The following is a 14,448-nucleotide window of genomic DNA, read 5'->3' on the forward strand; positions in this document are numbered from 1 at the left end:
TTTATTTATCTTTTAACTGCAAGAGTACTACAGTTTCCACGTGAGCTGTTTGCGGGAACATATCGACGGGTTGCATATAGCGAATGCGATATTTCTTCGCGAGTAAAGCTAAGTCACGTGCTAATGTGGATGGATTACAGGATACATAAACAAGTTGTTTTGCTTCCACATCTAGTAATGATTTTATTAGGCCTTGGTCACAGCCGCTTCTTGGTGGGTCAACGATGACTGCGTCTGGGCGGAAACCTTCATTTACCCATTTTGGTAATACGTCTTCTGCTTTCCCAACTTCATAATAAACATTTTCGATGCCATTCTTCTCGGCGTTTCGTTTAGCGTCTTCAATGGATTCTGGAATAATATCCATACCACGAACTTCTTTTACTTTTCCGGCAAAAGCTTGGCCGATTGTTCCAACACCGCAATAAGCATCTACTAGTGTTTCACTGCCTGTTAGTACGAGTGCTTTTTCGACTTCTTGATAAAGTCGCTCTGTTTGGAACGGGTTTAATTGGAAAAAGGCACGAGCAGATAGATCGAATTCTAGTTCCATTAATTTCTCTTCAATACTTTCTTTTCCTGCTAAAAGGAACGTTTCGTCACCGAAAATAAGTGAGGATTTTGCTTGATTCACGTTTTGCATAATCGAAGTGACTTCCGGAAGAGCTGCTTCGATTTCTGCAAGCATTTCGCGTTTTTTAGGTAACTTTTTACTATTTGTAATGAAAACGAGCTGTGTTTCGCCGGTTTTCACGCCAGTACGAACGACGATAGTTCGGACGATACCACTGCCAGCTTTTTCATCATAAATTGGCACGCCGTATTTTTCTAGTAAGTCGCGAACAAAATTCGTTACTTTGATGGTAACGGGTTGTTGGACGATACAATCTTCAATTGGAACAAGTTGGTGAGAATTGGCACCGAAAAGCCCTGTTTCGACTTGACCACTGCCTACCATTCTTGTTTGGAATTGGCTTTTATTACGGTAACGCCATGGGTCTTCCATTCCGATTGTTGGGCGGATTTTTAATTTGGTTGGATCGATTTTTGTATGTTTTTCGATTGATTGAATAACAATATCTCTTTTTAGTTCAAGTTGGGCGCTATAGGCCACATGTTGCAACTGGCAACCACCACACGCCTCGTAAACTGGGCAAGGTGCGGTAACTCGGTTTGGAGATTTTTTACGAATTTTATTTAATTTTGCTTCGGTGAAACGATCGCGAACTTTGACCGCTTCGACAACTACTTCTTCACCGGTAATTGCGCCAGGTACAAATACAACTGCTTTTTTAAAGTAGCCGATTCCTTCCCCGTTGATTCCCATGCGCCGAATAGTTAGCGGGAATTTTTGTCCTTCTTCTACTGGATTTTGATTCATTATTTTCCTCCATCATTCCAAGTCTTCATTAATACTAACAAAAAAACAGCAGCTTGTCAGTAGTTTATGGCATGATTTCAAGACTTTCATCGACAAGGATGCTTTTTTCGACAGAACGAACCATCGAACAGTATTTCGGTGTTAATTTTAATGCTTTTTCAAGTGCTTTTGGATCCAAGGCAGCACCGGTTATTTTAAAATGAAGATGTATCGCGCTTATACGATTTTCTTCTTCTGGGATGCGTTCCATTGTGGCGTCTACCCATAAGTCGGTAAAGTTTACTCGTTTTTTCTTTAAAATGTTACGAAAAACAATGGCGCTACAACTGGCAATAGACATTAACATCAAATCCGCTGGTGAATATTCGGTCAGTTTGTCATCGATTAAAAAACTTCCTGTGTCAAACCCATTTTCGGTATAAACTAGCTTTAATGGTTTTGTCATGGTTATCCCTCATTTCTTCTCTTTTATCGTACAAAAAATCTCCTTATTAAGCAAATTAGTAGTATAATGAACAGATAGTCGACCAAAAAAGGAGGCTACTCATGTTATGGAAGGAGTAGGAAATAAAGTGATTGTTTTAGCAGGAATGATTGGTGCTGGGAAAAGTAGCTATACAGAGCTAATCGCAAATGAACTCGGAACTAAGGCATTTTATGAAAGCATTAAGGATAACCGCATCCTTGAAATGTTTTATGAAGACCCAAAAAGATGGGCTTTTGCCTTACAAATATATTTTTTAAATACCCGCTTTCGTAGTATTAAAGCTGCGTTAACGGATCAAAATAATGTGCTTGATCGAAGCATATACGAGGACGCGCTTTTTACGCAAATTAATTTTGAAGAAGGTAACATTTCGGAGCCTGAGATGGATACATACCTTGATTTACTCGACAATATGATGGAAGAACTTGCTTATATGCCGAAAAAAGCGCCTGATTTGTTGATTTATTTGCGAGGAAGTTTAGACACTGTATTGAGCCGAATTGCTCTCCGTGGTCGTCCTTATGAACAAACCTTTGATAATCCAGGTTTACTTGACTATTACAAGCATCTGCATAGTCGTTATGACAGCTGGTTTGAGTCTTATGATAAGAGTGAAACCCTTGTTATTAATATCGACGAAATAGATATTAATCAACCAAATGACGCAGATTATGTCATGCAACTTATTCATGAAAAATTAAAACGCTAAAACAGGCTTTTTGCTGTTTTAGCGTTTTTTTAATTGATTTCGCCTAATTCTTTTTTCTTTTTCCGAATCGCCAGTGTAGCGTTAAGCTCCCCGCCAATCATCAAAATAATGCCGGTCAAATAAAACCATAACATTAAAATAATAATTACACCGATACTGCCATATGTGGCTGAATAGTTGCCGAAATTATTTACGTAATACGCAAAACCTAGCGAAGCAACTGTCCAACCGATTGTTGAAAAAAGCGCTCCAGGTAGAACACTAATCAACGTACTGCGCCGGTTTGGTGCGACCCAATATAAAAAGGTAAATACGACAAAAATAACGATGAGTGTAACGGTCCAACGAAGATTATTCCAAAAGCTAAGAAAGTCTTCCGAGAAATTCAAATGATTAATTAAAAACATCCCTATTTGTTGTCCAAATACAAGTAATAGCAAGGTTGCCCCTACTGTCGCAAGCATTGCGAGTGTGAAAAACATCGATAATAATCGTTGCACGACGTAGTTTCGCTTATTGGTTACGCCATACGCTTTATTGAGCGATTTCATGACCGCATTCATGCCATTCGAGGCCGACCATAAAGTCGCGATAATCCCGATAGAAAGTAATCCGCCATTTTTCTGCGTTAGTAAGTTATTTAAATTTTCTTCTAAAAAGTCCATAATCTGGTCTGGCGCGAATTCTTTAATCATATTAAAAACGGAATCTTTATCAATATGAAGATAGGCAAGTAATGTTGCCGCGATTAAGAGCATTGGAAAAATCGAAAACAGCATATAATAAGCTAACTGTGCTGCATTTCCTGAAACATCATTTCGACCTACTCTCGCACTTACTGTTTGGCCAATTTGAACAATCCCGTTTTTCTTTGTATATTTAACTACTTTTTTCCACACTGATAAGGCCCCCTGTTCTAGTCATTCGTCTGGAAGTTTTTCTTCTACTATGGTAAAATTTTGTCTATTAGCTTGAAAGGAGCAAAAAGATGAATCTTGAAACCCCTTCACAGGAAAACTTGAATTTTATGTTAACCGAAATTACAACGAAACTAAAAATGGTGAATGTTGGTGTTTTTGAAAATCTGGAGCTTGACTCTGTTGATTATAACGCACTTATCGATATTTATCAGCTAATTAAACGTAAATCCAATTTCAGCCCGCGTGAGATGCAATTATTTGCAGAAGAATTACGCCGGATTCGCAAATAAAACAAATTCCAGCCACTTTTTAGTGGTTTTTTGTTTGGAAATAATCGGTACCAAAATCCACTAAATCACGCATATCATAAATTTTCGTCGGCGCTCCGATAATCGTCGTTGGGTGAAAGTCACGTTCTTTCTCATAAGCGCGACCTAACGCGATAAACACTTCACTATTATAATCAATTTCCTGATACTTCTCCCAAATGATTTCGCCATTTTTTAGAAAAGCTGCCTGGTTTTCGATGAGCGGAAATACATTGGAGCGTTCTTCCGCTAAATGAAGCGATGTATTGTTATTATTATCTACCCCGAACAAGATAATTTTCGCATCAAGTTGATACATTTTCCCTAGCGGCGATTCATCTCCCATGCTTTTCGCAAGTGGCTGGTTGGCAAGAATTTGTTTTTTATCTTTTCCCCAAGCACAAAACGAATGGTATGGATGAAAACTTCGCTCAACATCTGGCATAGTACGAAATGTTTCGGCAATGACACCCATTCCACGAGTTGGTGTTACAAGCGGATCAAATGGCGGTGTTTCTCTGCGAATTATTTTCCACCAACTTTCAGGAACTGGCGGATTTTCCCACTTTGCAGGATCACTTAATTGACCTGTTTGAGCGGGCATTACTATATTGCCTGATTCACCAACCAGTTCTTGCAATGCCAAAATAACGGTAACTGGACCACCGCAAATCCAGTGTGCTTTTGACATGGAGGCATGAAAAATAATCGTATCTCCTTTTTTAATACCCGATTCTTGTAGGTCCGACACGATTTTTTGTTTTGTTGCTGGCTTTTTTGTTCGCCAGATAGCCATTTTTTCTCCCATTGTATGTCACCGCCTCTAAAAATAAAGCCAGATGCCTAGAAAAAAACGACAAACTAAAAGCAGCTGTGTGAAACTTGTGCTTTTACTTGCATTCTGTTCTAAATGCATCTGGCTAAATAGTTTAATTAATCGTTTTCGCCTTGATACGTTAAAATTTCTGGACCATCTTTTGTGATTGCAAAAGTATGTTCATATTGCGCAGACAAAGAGCCATCAACAGTTCTAGCAGTCCAGCCATTATCGTCCATTTTGGCTTTCCAAGCACCCATATTGACCATTGGTTCCACTGTAATAACCATGCCTTCTTTCAAGCGAGGTCCTTTGCCAGCTGTACCGTAATGTGGGATATCTGGTTTTTCATGTAAAGTTGGTCCAACGCCGTGACCAATAAACTCACGTACAACAGCAAGATTTTCTGATTCTACATATGTTTGAATAGCATGACCAATATCGCCAACTCGTGCGCCAACTTGTGCTTGTTCAATCCCTAAATAAAGTGCTTTATGCGTTACATCCATTAAATGTTTCACATCATCTGGCACTTCACCTACGGCATAAGTCCAAGCAGAATCAGCAAGTGCACCGCGATAATTCACGACCATATCTACTGTAATAATATCGCCTTGGTTAAGCTTTTGTTTGCGCGGGAAGCCATGACAAATTTCGTCATTAATACTTGCACAAATAGCATATTCATAACCTTCAAAGCCTTTTTGCTCTGGAGTCGCGCCATTTTTACGTAAAAATTCTTCTGTAAATACTTCTAAATCCCAGCTAGTAATACCTGGTTTAATAATTTTTTTAAGTTCTTTATGCGTATCGGCAAGGATTTTCCCTGCTGCTTTCATCTCATCGATTTCGCGTCTTGATTTGAGTGTGATCATCTTTTCATTCCCTCCTAAAATTTCCACTATTTACTATTATAGCTCGAAACCCCTTAGAAATAAAGTAATCTGGAAAAAAGGTTGCAGTTTTTCTGAAGACATTTATAATAGAATGTATCAGTTAAAAAATGGTGGGCTGGTTTGTGCCATTTTAAACAATAAAAAATTCAGAAAATGGTGATGCAAAATGACAAAAGTGATGATCGTTTATGCCAGCATGACTGGTAATACACAAGAAATTGCCGACATTTTAGGTGAAGAATTAGAAAAATACGATATCGAAGTAGAAATTGAAGAATGTATTTCAGTTGATCCTGAAGATTTACTAGAATATGATGGCGCTCTAATCGGTGGTTATACATACGATGATGGTCAGCTTCCTGATGAGTTCGTTGATTTTTATGAAGATATGGCGGACGTTGATTTTAGTGGCAAAGTTTGCGCTTCTTTCGGTTCCGGTGATACTTTTTATGATGAATACTGTTTAACAGTTGATTTAATTGAAACTCGTCTAAAAGAGCAAGGTGCGACCGTTCCTGTTGCTGGGCTTAAAGTAGACCTTGATCCAGATGAAGAAGATGTTGTTCGCGCGGAAAGTTACGCAAAAACATTTGTGGATGTATTAAAAGGATAATTCGAAAGCAAGTCCTCTTTTTCGGACTTGCTTTTTTATTTATTTAAAAATAGCGAAAACAGTAGCGTAGTGGTTGCTTTACCTCATTAATTGAGATACAATTCTCGTATTGAATAAAAAGATTGGAGTGATTAATTATGACAGTATTTAGTGAAAAGTTAGAAAAGTATGCAGAATTGATTGTAAAAGTTGGGGTAAATGTCCAACCTGAACAGAAAGTGGTAATTATGGCTCCAGTTGACGCGGCTCCACTTGTTCGCCTTATTTCCAAATATGCTTTTGAAGTTGGTGCAGAGGATGTCATTATGGATTGGCGCGATGAAGAATTAGGCGCATTACGTTACAAAAATGCTCCACTACGCGTTTTTGAAAGTGCTCCGGTTCACCGTGTTGCAGAAAAAACAGAACTTGCCAAAGAAGGCGCTTGTTTTATCTCCATCACTTCCGAAGATCCGGATTTACTAAACGGCGTGGATAGCAACAAAATTGCGACATTCCAGAAAACAATGGGTGGTGCAATGAGCGAGTTTCGCGAGTTAATGCAAGCAAATGTTGTAAGTTGGACAGTTGTTGCAGCAGCTTCACAAGGGTGGGCAGCAAAAGTATTCCCAGATTTAACTCCAGCAGAACAAATGGAAACACTTTGGGAAGCTATTTTTGAAACAACTCGTATCAATACAGAAAACCCGGTAGAAACTTGGAAAAATCACGATCAAACACTTGCTGCAAAAGCAGAAAGTTTAAATGAAAAACAATTTACTTCTTTACATTATACGGCTCCTGGAACAGACCTTACAATTGGTCTTCCAAAAAACCATCTTTGGGTTGGCGCTGGCAGTAAGAATAAAAAAGGACATGAATTTATGGCCAATATGCCAACAGAAGAAGTATTCTGTTGTGCGGATAAACTAAAAGTGGAAGGTTATGTTTCTAGTACGAAACCACTTAGTTATGCAGGAAATATTATCGATGACTTCAAAATCACTTTCGAAAAAGGTCGTATTGTAGGTGTAGAAGCAGCATCCGGCGAAGAAATTTTGAAAGATTTAATCGCGACTGATGAAGGCTCCCACTATTTAGGTGAAGTGGCTCTAGTTCCAGACCCTTCCCCTATTTCCCAATCCGGCATTTTATTCTACAATACACTATTTGATGAGAATGCTTCTAACCACTTAGCAATTGGTAGTGCGTATGCATTTAATGTTAAAGGTGGCGAAGAAATGTCTCGTGAAGAGTTAGAAGCAGCTGGTGTGAACAATAGTTTAACACACGTTGATTTCATGATTGGTTCTTCTGAAATGGACATTGATGGTGTAACCGAATCTGGTGAAGTTGTTCCTGTTTTCCGTAAAGGCGACTGGGCGTTCTAATCCTTTTTTAAAACTTATGCCTTTTGCGTAAAACCCTTGTAGCTTTTGGCTTTCAAGGGTTTTCGTTTGTTTATTTTTTACAAAAGAGAGCGAGGTGCATTGGATGAAATTTAGTACATGGGACATCAATTTAAAAGTAAGGCTTTTTGGGGAAGCACTACTCGATATTTCTTTTTGGATGGTCTTCCCCTTTCTAACGATTTACTTTTCGGAAAGTATTGGGCGCGAGCTGACGAGCCTTTTGCTGATTATTTCGCAAGTTTTGGCGGTTTTCACAGCTTTGCTTGGCGGTTATTTTGCGGATAACTTTGGTCGTAAACGGATGATGAGTATTTCTGTCATTGGAGAAGGTTTTGGTTTTCTTGTTTTTGCAATAGGTGCACTTCATGTTGTGGATTCTCCTTACTTGAGTTTTGCTGGTTTCGCGATTGCGAGTGTTTTTATGGCGTTTTATCAGCCAGCAAGTCAAGCGATGATTGCCGATGTGGTTCCTCCTGAGCATCGGACGCATATTTATTCGGTGTTCTATATGATGATTAATATTGCGGTCGTTATTGGCCCCATTCTTGGTTCGGTTTTATTTTATAATTTCACGACAGAAACACTACTTGCAATTGTTTGTGCGGATTTATTATTACTATTTTTATTGCAAAAATTTGGTCACGAAACAGCCCCTCTTTTAGTTAATCCTGATTTACAAAAAGAAGCGGTTCGAAAAAGTATTGGTGCTGTTTTAATGGAACAGCTAAAAAACTATAAGATTATTTTTAAAGACAAAATTTTCTTTCTTTATATTGTTGCCGGAATTATTGTTTCTCAGTCGTTTATGCAACTGGATTTACTTTTCCCGCTCTATATTAAAGAAGTTATCGGCGCCTCTAACTTGTTCGCGTTTCATTTTACAGGTGAGCAATTGTTCGGGGTTATTGTTTCTATTAATGGCTTCTTTGTTGCAGCGCTTACTGTCGTTGTCACTCGCTGGATGAGCCATTTTAGAGAAAAATTTGTCTTTATGAATTCTTCTTTTCTCTATGCGATTGCGATTTTCTTATTTGGTATTTCGACAGGACCGTGGGGAGCGATTTGTGCCATTATTCTCTTTAGCTTCGCGGAACTGATGACTGTTGGCTTGCAACAAACCTTTGTTTCACAGTTAGCTCCAGAGGATAAACGGGCGATGTACTTCTCTGCTGCTGGACTTCGTTATACGCTGGGTAAAGTCATTGCTCCACTTGCGATTACACTTTCGACTTTAATTGGCTATACTGGGACATTTACTATTATTGGTATTTTAGCGCTCATTAGCGGGCTCATTTATTACTATATGTATTCAGAATTTGAAAAACAGCGGCAAGTTTCCTAATAAAAAACGGCTATCTACTCTGGATAGTCGTTTTTGTTTGATTACTTTTTTTACGATTTATTTACGAAACACCGAAAACACCTGTCATATCGCCATTTTAAATTACCTTTTCATTTCATCCATGTTTAAATAATGCTTATATGGTGAAAAAAGTCTATACTGTTAGTTGTACACCTAGAATTTACTCGCTATTTTTAATAGAAAGTTAGGTGTGAGAATGTTTGGAACAACAACTATTGGAATTGATTTAGGTACTGCGAATATTTTAGTTTACAGTAAAGAAAAAGGCATTATACTGAATGAACCTTCTGTGGTCGCGCTAAATACGAATGATGGAACGGTACTTGCGATTGGCCAGGAAGCAAAAGAGATGATTGGTAAAACGCCGACTTCGATTTCTGCTGTAAGACCAATGAAGGACGGTGTTATTGCTGATTTTGATTTAACGAGCGGACTTTTGCGCGAGATTATGCGCCGGATTTCAGTTAGTGGTGTGAGAAAGCCCAATGTGGTCGTTTGTACCCCAACTGGTGCAACGTCAGTCGAGCGCCGCGCTATTTCAGACGCGGTAAGATCAACTGGTGCTCGTTCAGTCGTTTTAATTGAAGAACCTGTTGCAGCTGCAATTGGTGCTGATTTACCTGTCGCTGAGCCTGTCGCTAACGTAATTGTAGATATTGGTGGCGGCACAAGTGAGATTGCGATTATTTCATACGGCGGTGTGGTTTCAAGCACTTCGATTCGCACAGGTGGCGATCATATGGATGAAGAAATCATTCAATACATCCGCAAAAATTACAACCTTTTAATCGGTCAAACAACAGCAGAACGAATTAAAATGGAGCTTGGTTATGCGCCGATCGAACACGTAACACAAACTGCGGATATCCGTGGTCGCGATTTGCTTACTGGCTTACCAAAAACAATCCAAGTAAGCTCTACGGAAATCCAAAGCGCTTTAGCTGAAACATTACAACGTATATTAGAAGCTATTCGGAATACGCTTGAACTTTGCCCCCCAGAATTAAGTGGTGATATTGTCGATCGCGGCATTATTTTAAGTGGTGGCGGCTCCCTACTTCAAGGTTTCCGCGACTGGCTTGTACAAGAAATAGATGTCCCTGTACATATGGCTCCAAGTCCTTTGGAATCCGTTGCAATTGGCACAGGTAGATCCCTCGTTTTTGCAGATAAATTAGCTAAAAATTAATTGTATTAAGCATCTGGTCGCATGGTAACCCTTGCAGCCAGATGCTTCTTTATCTTGCTGAAACCCCTTATTTCTGGTAAACTTATTTCTGGTGTCTGGCTTTCTGGAGTCAGATAATTTTACAATAAGCCCATATAGTTAAACGGATATAACAAGCCCCTCCTAAGGGCTAGTTCGTGGTTCGATTCCGCGTATGGGCGCTCAGAAAAATCCGAAAGTACTTGATAAATCAAGACTTTCGGATTTTTTATCGTTCTTATTTCAAAACTTTATTCATACATAAAAAGTTACATCCTTTTTCTTCGCTGAAAAATTCAACGTATATTCAGCATCATCCGAAAATGGTCTGGAAGCAATTTTTACTCTAGTATAATCACAATTATTATTTCTTAGAGCTGATTTAATCACTTTAATACCTATTTCTTCATCAACAACGACACAAAATATATTTAAAGCAAATTGCTTGTTAGGATTCGCGGTTTGACCTATGTCAAAACCATCTACAATCCCTAAACCTTTCCACCCCAAATCGTCATTTAAAACATCTGTTACTCGATCTTTCAGCCAAATATCACGTTTTGTTCTTGTTAAACTTTTGAGCGGATATTGAATTAATATCCAGAAATTTTCGTTTGGAGGATATTCGCTATAACTTTGTGGGACAAATCGATTAATAAACGCCTCATGGAACGCAGCTTTGCTCTTGTATTTTTCCAGATAGTTGCTGGTTTCTTCTTTCTGTCCTACTTTACCAATTTTACCGAAGTGCACAATTGCCTTATCATTATTTATCCAGTACTTAGCATACAAGATTTGTTTTGTTCTTTTTTGTATAGCTTTAACATGTTTTCACCTCATGATGTATAAAATTGGACTCTGTATTAGAGAGTTTTATTCATTGTAACAGATATTTCAAAAGATAATATAACTCGCAATTATTTTCTGATTGTATACAAAACCCAATTTCCCTTTTCTTTCTCCACTACTTCTCTAAAGCCAATTTCTTTTAAGAGTACTGTTAGTGTGGCAGTTGTTTTATATTCGTCCATATGATAATCAATTTTATCTTTTTCAGACGACACTATTAAAACACCTTTTTGTGACATTACCCGATAGATTTCTTCAAACCCTTTTTTAGGATTATCCCAATACATATGGGTTTGTATAGCATAAACTACATCGAAAATACCTGCTTGATAATTCATCGATGCAACATCTTGTACAGATAGCTCTACTTTGCCATTATTGATTGCTTTTTTATTCAAATTTGTGGCTGTTTTATAAGATTCTTCAGAAATATCCACTCCGTAAATAGTCCAATTTTTATTTAGCTCCGCTAGGTTTTTAACATTGGAGCCCCCACCATAACCAATATCTAATACCTGTGTAACATTGCTTAGTTCAGTATTACTAATTGTCCACTTACTCAAATCTTCAAAATAGGATGACCATATTTTCGTAGTGATTTCACCAATAATCCCACGCGGATTCGCCGCTTGTTCGCTTAAATAGTTAATTAATGGTTTATATAAAATAAAACTCAAACCGATGATACCTCCCAAAATGATTAGTGTTATTTTCTTTCTTTTTGTTATTTTCATCATAATTAAAGTCCTTTCATGGGTGTTTAGTTTTGAAATAATTTTAATTATATTTCAAAACAATTGAAATTTATTAGTTAATATTTCAAATTAAAAGTTTCTATGTTATATTATTACTAAAGATAAGATTAGCTTAGGGATGTGTTTAGGATATGAATAATTATGAAAAAAGAACGCTAAAAAAGAAGACTGCAATTATTCAGGCAGCTCTTTCATTATTTGGAGAACAAGGTTTTTCTGATGTAAGTATTAAAGATATTGCCGCCCTCGCAGATGTTTCGCAAGTGTCTATTTATAATTATTTTGGAAGTAAAGAATCGCTTGTTGGTGAATGTGCTAGCATTATTATGCAAGATACCATTACTTTAGCGGAAGAAATTTTAGCATCAGAAGGAACATTCACGCAAAAATTAGAGCGGGCTCTCCAGCTCTGTAATGCAGAAATAAATCTGTCTTTAAGTAAATTTATATCGCAAGAAGCGAGTAAAGACGCGCAATTTATCACGCTGTTAGTGAATAATATTAATGTACTTAAAAACGAGATTTATATGAAATATATCGCTATCGGCAAGCAAGAAAAAATTATTGATAGCCGTCTTTCGGATCAATCTATTCAACTTTTTATTGAAGCAATTAATGGTTTAGGTTTCACAGTCCCCGAGGAAGAGCTTGAGGAGAAACAGGCGGAGATATTGCAGTTGTTTTTGTATGGGTTGATTGGGAAATGTAAAGAATAAATCAAGCAACATATTAATTTTCGACAAAATAAAACGTCTGCAATCAACATTGAAAAATGGATTGCAGACGTTTTTTAACTTGTAATTTTTATTATTTCTTCTTCTCAACCAATCTAAAATGTTGCCACGGTAGAATGGTATCTAGTAAATAACGCTCTTCTGGGACAATTCGAGCAACGATATTGGTGTTGCCGGAGTTTTCCATTTCTTGAAGTGCTACTTGCATTTCGCCTTTGTAGCGTTCGTAGCCGTCGTTATCGATAGTCACATCGCCTTTTGAAATGGTATTTGTATCATGTGCAGGGAAATCGAATTGTTTGAAATTAACACGCGTCATTGTTGAACGTAACACATACTCGGAAGCATCGCCACGATTGAAATGTTTTTGTGTTAAAACGATTTCTTTTTCCACGTCTGTTGCACCGTCTAAAAACTCTACTGCTAATTGTAATTCATTACGGTTTAATTCGCTTAAAGCGCGTAATTCGTCTTCTGAAGCGAACATGTTCCCAACGATGACGTCATCAATCAGGCCAGTGTTCCAAAGGTCTTTTGCTTGCACAGTAATGTCCACTCCGCGATGTTCTTCCATTGTTGGAAGTCCGCCGTCTACAACAAACCAAGGGCCAAATTCGCCGCTGTTAGAAGAAACGAATGCCGCTGTACGTAGGTTTAAGTCTTTGAATTGTTTACTCGTACGTAAGAAATGTTCTCTGGAAAGACCGGTGTATTTTCTTGGATAAAAGTTGTGACAACCAATGATATTTCCTACGTTTGCTTGGTAAGATAGGATATTTTCAACGTAGCGAGTACCATTACTAATGTTTAGCTCGATTTTTAAGTCCGTATCATCAAAGGACATTGCTGCCTCTTCGGAACCAGAGAAACCTAAATCTAGGCGTAATCCAGCTAGACCCAGCTCTTTGAAACGATCTAATTCTTTATAAGTGATATTTAACGATTCAAATACAGTAGGATCAACATCAGCAATAACGTCAAATCCTAATTCTTTTGCGCGTTTGCAAATGGTTTCTAATTTAGCAAATTCAGCTTCATCATTAGCAGAAATCAAACAAGTGAAGATACGGCTAAAACCATATTTTGCAGCTGTTTCAATGTATTCCAATGATTCTTCAAGCGCTACATGTTGTGGAAATACGGATATTCCTAATTTTCTCATTTAAATCATCCCTTCAAAAACTTATTTAGAGCGGTATAAATCAATAATTTCTTTGGCTAAATCTTTAAAAGTAATAGCGTTCATTAAGTGATCTTGCGCGTGAACTAGTAGTAAAGATACTTCTGCTTTTTCGCCGCGTGCTTCCCCTTGAATTAATGAAGTTTGTGAATGATGCGCTTCAAGTAGTGCTGCTTCTGCACTTTTGATTTGCTCATCTGCCGCGTCAAAATCCCCTTTTTTTGCCGCTTCGATTGCTAGCATTGCGTCACTTTTAGCGTTTCCCCCGTGTACGATTAATTGCATAATTGTTTGTTCTAATTCCATTGTTTACACATCCTTTTTCATTTATCGAACTTGTGTTTAATTCCTCTTCAAGCAGTCTCGAACTCGAGATTATTTCTCAATCATTGCTAGTGCATCATTTAGCACTTTTTCGCCGTCCATTGTTCCATAGTCAATCCCATTAATAATCGCAACTGGAATACCTAATGGATCCAGTACTCGCTTCAAATTCTTCTCTAAAAACCGAACTTGTGGTGCGAGTAAAACAACATCTACGTTGCCTTTGTACTTGTCGAAATCAGCTTCTGCAACTGCTATAACAGCAGCATCCACTTGTTGTTTTTCGATAGCTTCTGTCATTTTTTTTACGAGCAGACTTGTGGACATACCGGCCGAACAAACTAACATGATGTTATTCATTAACTTAACCTCCTAGTTTGAAAAGCTGCACGTATATATAATATGCAAGATATGTGCCAACTTTTCTTCTACTTTGTTGCTTGCCTACAAAGTTTTTCGCTTACACAAGTAAAAAAGCCAAGTGTGTAAGACAATACACACTTGGCAGATTCCT

The 14,448-nt window shown here is 37.8% G+C and carries 16 protein-coding genes, 1 tRNA gene and 1 pseudogene; 8 read left to right on the forward strand and 10 right to left on the reverse strand.

Translation table 11 applies throughout. The features are described from left to right. Nucleotide 1: 1 nt before the first annotated feature. Complete coding sequence (gene rlmD, locus GL301_RS08755) at nt 2-1,381, reverse strand: 23S rRNA (uracil(1939)-C(5))-methyltransferase RlmD (protein ID WP_003726636.1); 1,380 nt, start codon at nt 1,379-1,381, stop codon at nt 2-4. A 64-nt stretch (nt 1,382-1,445) separates the two neighbouring features. Continuing rightward, entirely contained in the window at nt 1,446-1,826 is a 381-nt protein-coding gene (locus GL301_RS08760) for an OsmC family protein (RefSeq protein ID WP_003726637.1), read from the reverse strand. A 106-nt stretch (nt 1,827-1,932) separates the two neighbouring features. Here GL301_RS08760 and GL301_RS08765 point away from each other — a divergent pair, with 106 nt between their 5' ends. Continuing rightward, nucleotides 1,933-2,577, forward strand: a complete 645-nt coding sequence (locus GL301_RS08765; protein ID WP_003726638.1) for a deoxynucleoside kinase — start codon at nt 1,933-1,935, stop codon at nt 2,575-2,577. Between the two features lie 29 nt (nt 2,578-2,606). On the opposite strand, the gene GL301_RS08770 is transcribed toward GL301_RS08765, so the two are convergent. Continuing rightward, entirely contained in the window at nt 2,607-3,476 is an 870-nt protein-coding gene (locus GL301_RS08770; RefSeq protein ID WP_003726639.1) for a YihY/virulence factor BrkB family protein, read from the reverse strand. A gap of 89 nt (nt 3,477-3,565) precedes the next feature. On the opposite strand from GL301_RS08770, the gene GL301_RS08775 reads away from it, so the two are divergent. Further along, nucleotides 3,566-3,787, forward strand: a complete 222-nt coding sequence (locus GL301_RS08775; RefSeq protein ID WP_003726640.1) for a DUF1128 domain-containing protein — start codon at nt 3,566-3,568, stop codon at nt 3,785-3,787. A 19-nt stretch (nt 3,788-3,806) separates the two neighbouring features. Here the strand turns inward: GL301_RS08775 and GL301_RS08780 are convergent, their stop codons facing one another. Together GL301_RS08780 and map are read right to left on the reverse strand one after the other, a co-directional pair. Further along, on the reverse strand, nt 3,807-4,613 hold the full coding sequence (locus GL301_RS08780) for an AAC(3) family N-acetyltransferase (protein ID WP_003740584.1): 807 nt from the start codon (nt 4,611-4,613) through the stop codon (nt 3,807-3,809). Nucleotides 4,614-4,738: 125 nt separating this feature from the next. After that, complete coding sequence (gene map / locus GL301_RS08785) at nt 4,739-5,497, reverse strand: type I methionyl aminopeptidase (RefSeq protein WP_003728254.1); 759 nt, start codon at nt 5,495-5,497, stop codon at nt 4,739-4,741. 187 nt (nt 5,498-5,684) lie between these two features. Here map and GL301_RS08790 point away from each other — a divergent pair, with 187 nt between their 5' ends. The 5 genes from GL301_RS08790 to GL301_RS08810 all read left to right on the forward strand — a co-directional run bounded on the left by GL301_RS08790 (nt 5,685) and on the right by GL301_RS08810 (nt 10,274). After that, nucleotides 5,685-6,131 (forward strand): flavodoxin, encoded by a 447-nt coding sequence (locus GL301_RS08790; protein ID WP_003728253.1) that lies wholly within the window; start codon nt 5,685-5,687, stop codon nt 6,129-6,131. 137 nt (nt 6,132-6,268) lie between these two features. After that, a complete protein-coding gene (locus GL301_RS08795) occupies nt 6,269-7,501 on the forward strand; it encodes an aminopeptidase (RefSeq protein ID WP_003728252.1) in 1,233 nt (410 codons plus the stop codon). Nucleotides 7,502-7,604: 103 nt separating this feature from the next. Continuing rightward, nucleotides 7,605-8,864, forward strand: a complete 1,260-nt coding sequence (locus GL301_RS08800; RefSeq protein ID WP_003728251.1) for an MDR family MFS transporter — start codon at nt 7,605-7,607, stop codon at nt 8,862-8,864. Nucleotides 8,865-9,081: 217 nt separating this feature from the next. Then, nucleotides 9,082-10,074, forward strand: a complete 993-nt coding sequence (mreBH, locus tag GL301_RS08805; protein WP_003722190.1) for a rod-share determining protein MreBH — start codon at nt 9,082-9,084, stop codon at nt 10,072-10,074. Nucleotides 10,075-10,202: 128 nt separating this feature from the next. After that, a tRNA-Arg gene (locus GL301_RS08810) sits at nt 10,203-10,274 on the forward strand. A gap of 73 nt (nt 10,275-10,347) precedes the next feature. On the opposite strand, the pseudogene GL301_RS08815 reads toward GL301_RS08810, so the two are convergent. Together GL301_RS08815 and GL301_RS08820 are read right to left on the reverse strand one after the other, a co-directional pair. Beyond that, nucleotides 10,348-10,919, reverse strand: a pseudogene (locus GL301_RS08815) (hypothetical protein). Between the two features lie 90 nt (nt 10,920-11,009). Then, nucleotides 11,010-11,678, reverse strand: a complete 669-nt coding sequence (locus GL301_RS08820) for a class I SAM-dependent methyltransferase (protein WP_014929077.1) — start codon at nt 11,676-11,678, stop codon at nt 11,010-11,012. Between the two features lie 149 nt (nt 11,679-11,827). Here GL301_RS08820 and GL301_RS08825 point away from each other — a divergent pair, with 149 nt between their 5' ends. Next, on the forward strand, nt 11,828-12,412 hold the full coding sequence (locus tag GL301_RS08825) for a TetR/AcrR family transcriptional regulator (RefSeq protein ID WP_010958935.1): 585 nt from the start codon (nt 11,828-11,830) through the stop codon (nt 12,410-12,412). Between the two features lie 91 nt (nt 12,413-12,503). Here GL301_RS08825 and GL301_RS08830 read toward each other — a convergent pair whose 3' ends face one another. The 3 genes from GL301_RS08830 to GL301_RS08840 form a co-directional block, all read right to left on the reverse strand. Continuing rightward, a complete protein-coding gene (locus tag GL301_RS08830) occupies nt 12,504-13,592 on the reverse strand; it encodes a DUF871 domain-containing protein (RefSeq protein ID WP_003731093.1) in 1,089 nt (362 codons plus the stop codon). 21 nt (nt 13,593-13,613) lie between these two features. Further along, nucleotides 13,614-13,916, reverse strand: coding sequence for a PTS sugar transporter subunit IIA (locus GL301_RS08835; RefSeq protein WP_003728245.1), 303 nt, complete (start codon nt 13,914-13,916; stop codon nt 13,614-13,616). Between the two features lie 69 nt (nt 13,917-13,985). Next, nucleotides 13,986-14,294, reverse strand: coding sequence for a PTS sugar transporter subunit IIB (locus tag GL301_RS08840; RefSeq protein ID WP_003726629.1), 309 nt, complete (start codon nt 14,292-14,294; stop codon nt 13,986-13,988). Nucleotides 14,295-14,448: the final 154 nt, after the last annotated feature.

It is taken from the genome of Listeria sp. LM90SB2 (assembly GCF_028867355.1).
Lineage (GTDB): Bacteria > Bacillota > Bacilli > Lactobacillales > Listeriaceae > Listeria > Listeria monocytogenes_B.

Excerpts from the sequence above, each read along its gene's own strand:
- GL301_RS08765 (WP_003726638.1), top strand. The coding sequence starts at position 1,933 with ATGGAAGGAGTAGGAAATAAAGTGATTGTTTTAGCAGGAATGATTGGT.
- GL301_RS08835 (WP_003728245.1), bottom strand. The coding sequence starts at position 13,916 with ATGGAATTAGAACAAACAATTATGCAATTAATCGTACACGGGGGAAAC.
- GL301_RS08775 (WP_003726640.1), top strand. The coding sequence starts at position 3,566 with ATGAATCTTGAAACCCCTTCACAGGAAAACTTGAATTTTATGTTAACC.
- GL301_RS08780 (WP_003740584.1), bottom strand. The coding sequence starts at position 4,613 with ATGGGAGAAAAAATGGCTATCTGGCGAACAAAAAAGCCAGCAACAAAA.
- mreBH (WP_003722190.1), top strand. The coding sequence starts at position 9,082 with ATGTTTGGAACAACAACTATTGGAATTGATTTAGGTACTGCGAATATT.
- GL301_RS08800 (WP_003728251.1), top strand. The coding sequence starts at position 7,605 with ATGAAATTTAGTACATGGGACATCAATTTAAAAGTAAGGCTTTTTGGG.
- rlmD (WP_003726636.1), bottom strand. The coding sequence starts at position 1,381 with ATGAATCAAAATCCAGTAGAAGAAGGACAAAAATTCCCGCTAACTATT.
- GL301_RS08840 (WP_003726629.1), bottom strand. The coding sequence starts at position 14,294 with ATGAATAACATCATGTTAGTTTGTTCGGCCGGTATGTCCACAAGTCTG.
- GL301_RS08790 (WP_003728253.1), top strand. The coding sequence starts at position 5,685 with ATGACAAAAGTGATGATCGTTTATGCCAGCATGACTGGTAATACACAA.
- GL301_RS08825 (WP_010958935.1), top strand. The coding sequence starts at position 11,828 with ATGAATAATTATGAAAAAAGAACGCTAAAAAAGAAGACTGCAATTATT.
- GL301_RS08760 (WP_003726637.1), bottom strand. The coding sequence starts at position 1,826 with ATGACAAAACCATTAAAGCTAGTTTATACCGAAAATGGGTTTGACACA.
- map (WP_003728254.1), bottom strand. The coding sequence starts at position 5,497 with ATGATCACACTCAAATCAAGACGCGAAATCGATGAGATGAAAGCAGCA.
- GL301_RS08830 (WP_003731093.1), bottom strand. The coding sequence starts at position 13,592 with ATGAGAAAATTAGGAATATCCGTATTTCCACAACATGTAGCGCTTGAA.
- GL301_RS08820 (WP_014929077.1), bottom strand. The coding sequence starts at position 11,678 with ATGATGAAAATAACAAAAAGAAAGAAAATAACACTAATCATTTTGGGA.
- GL301_RS08795 (WP_003728252.1), top strand. The coding sequence starts at position 6,269 with ATGACAGTATTTAGTGAAAAGTTAGAAAAGTATGCAGAATTGATTGTA.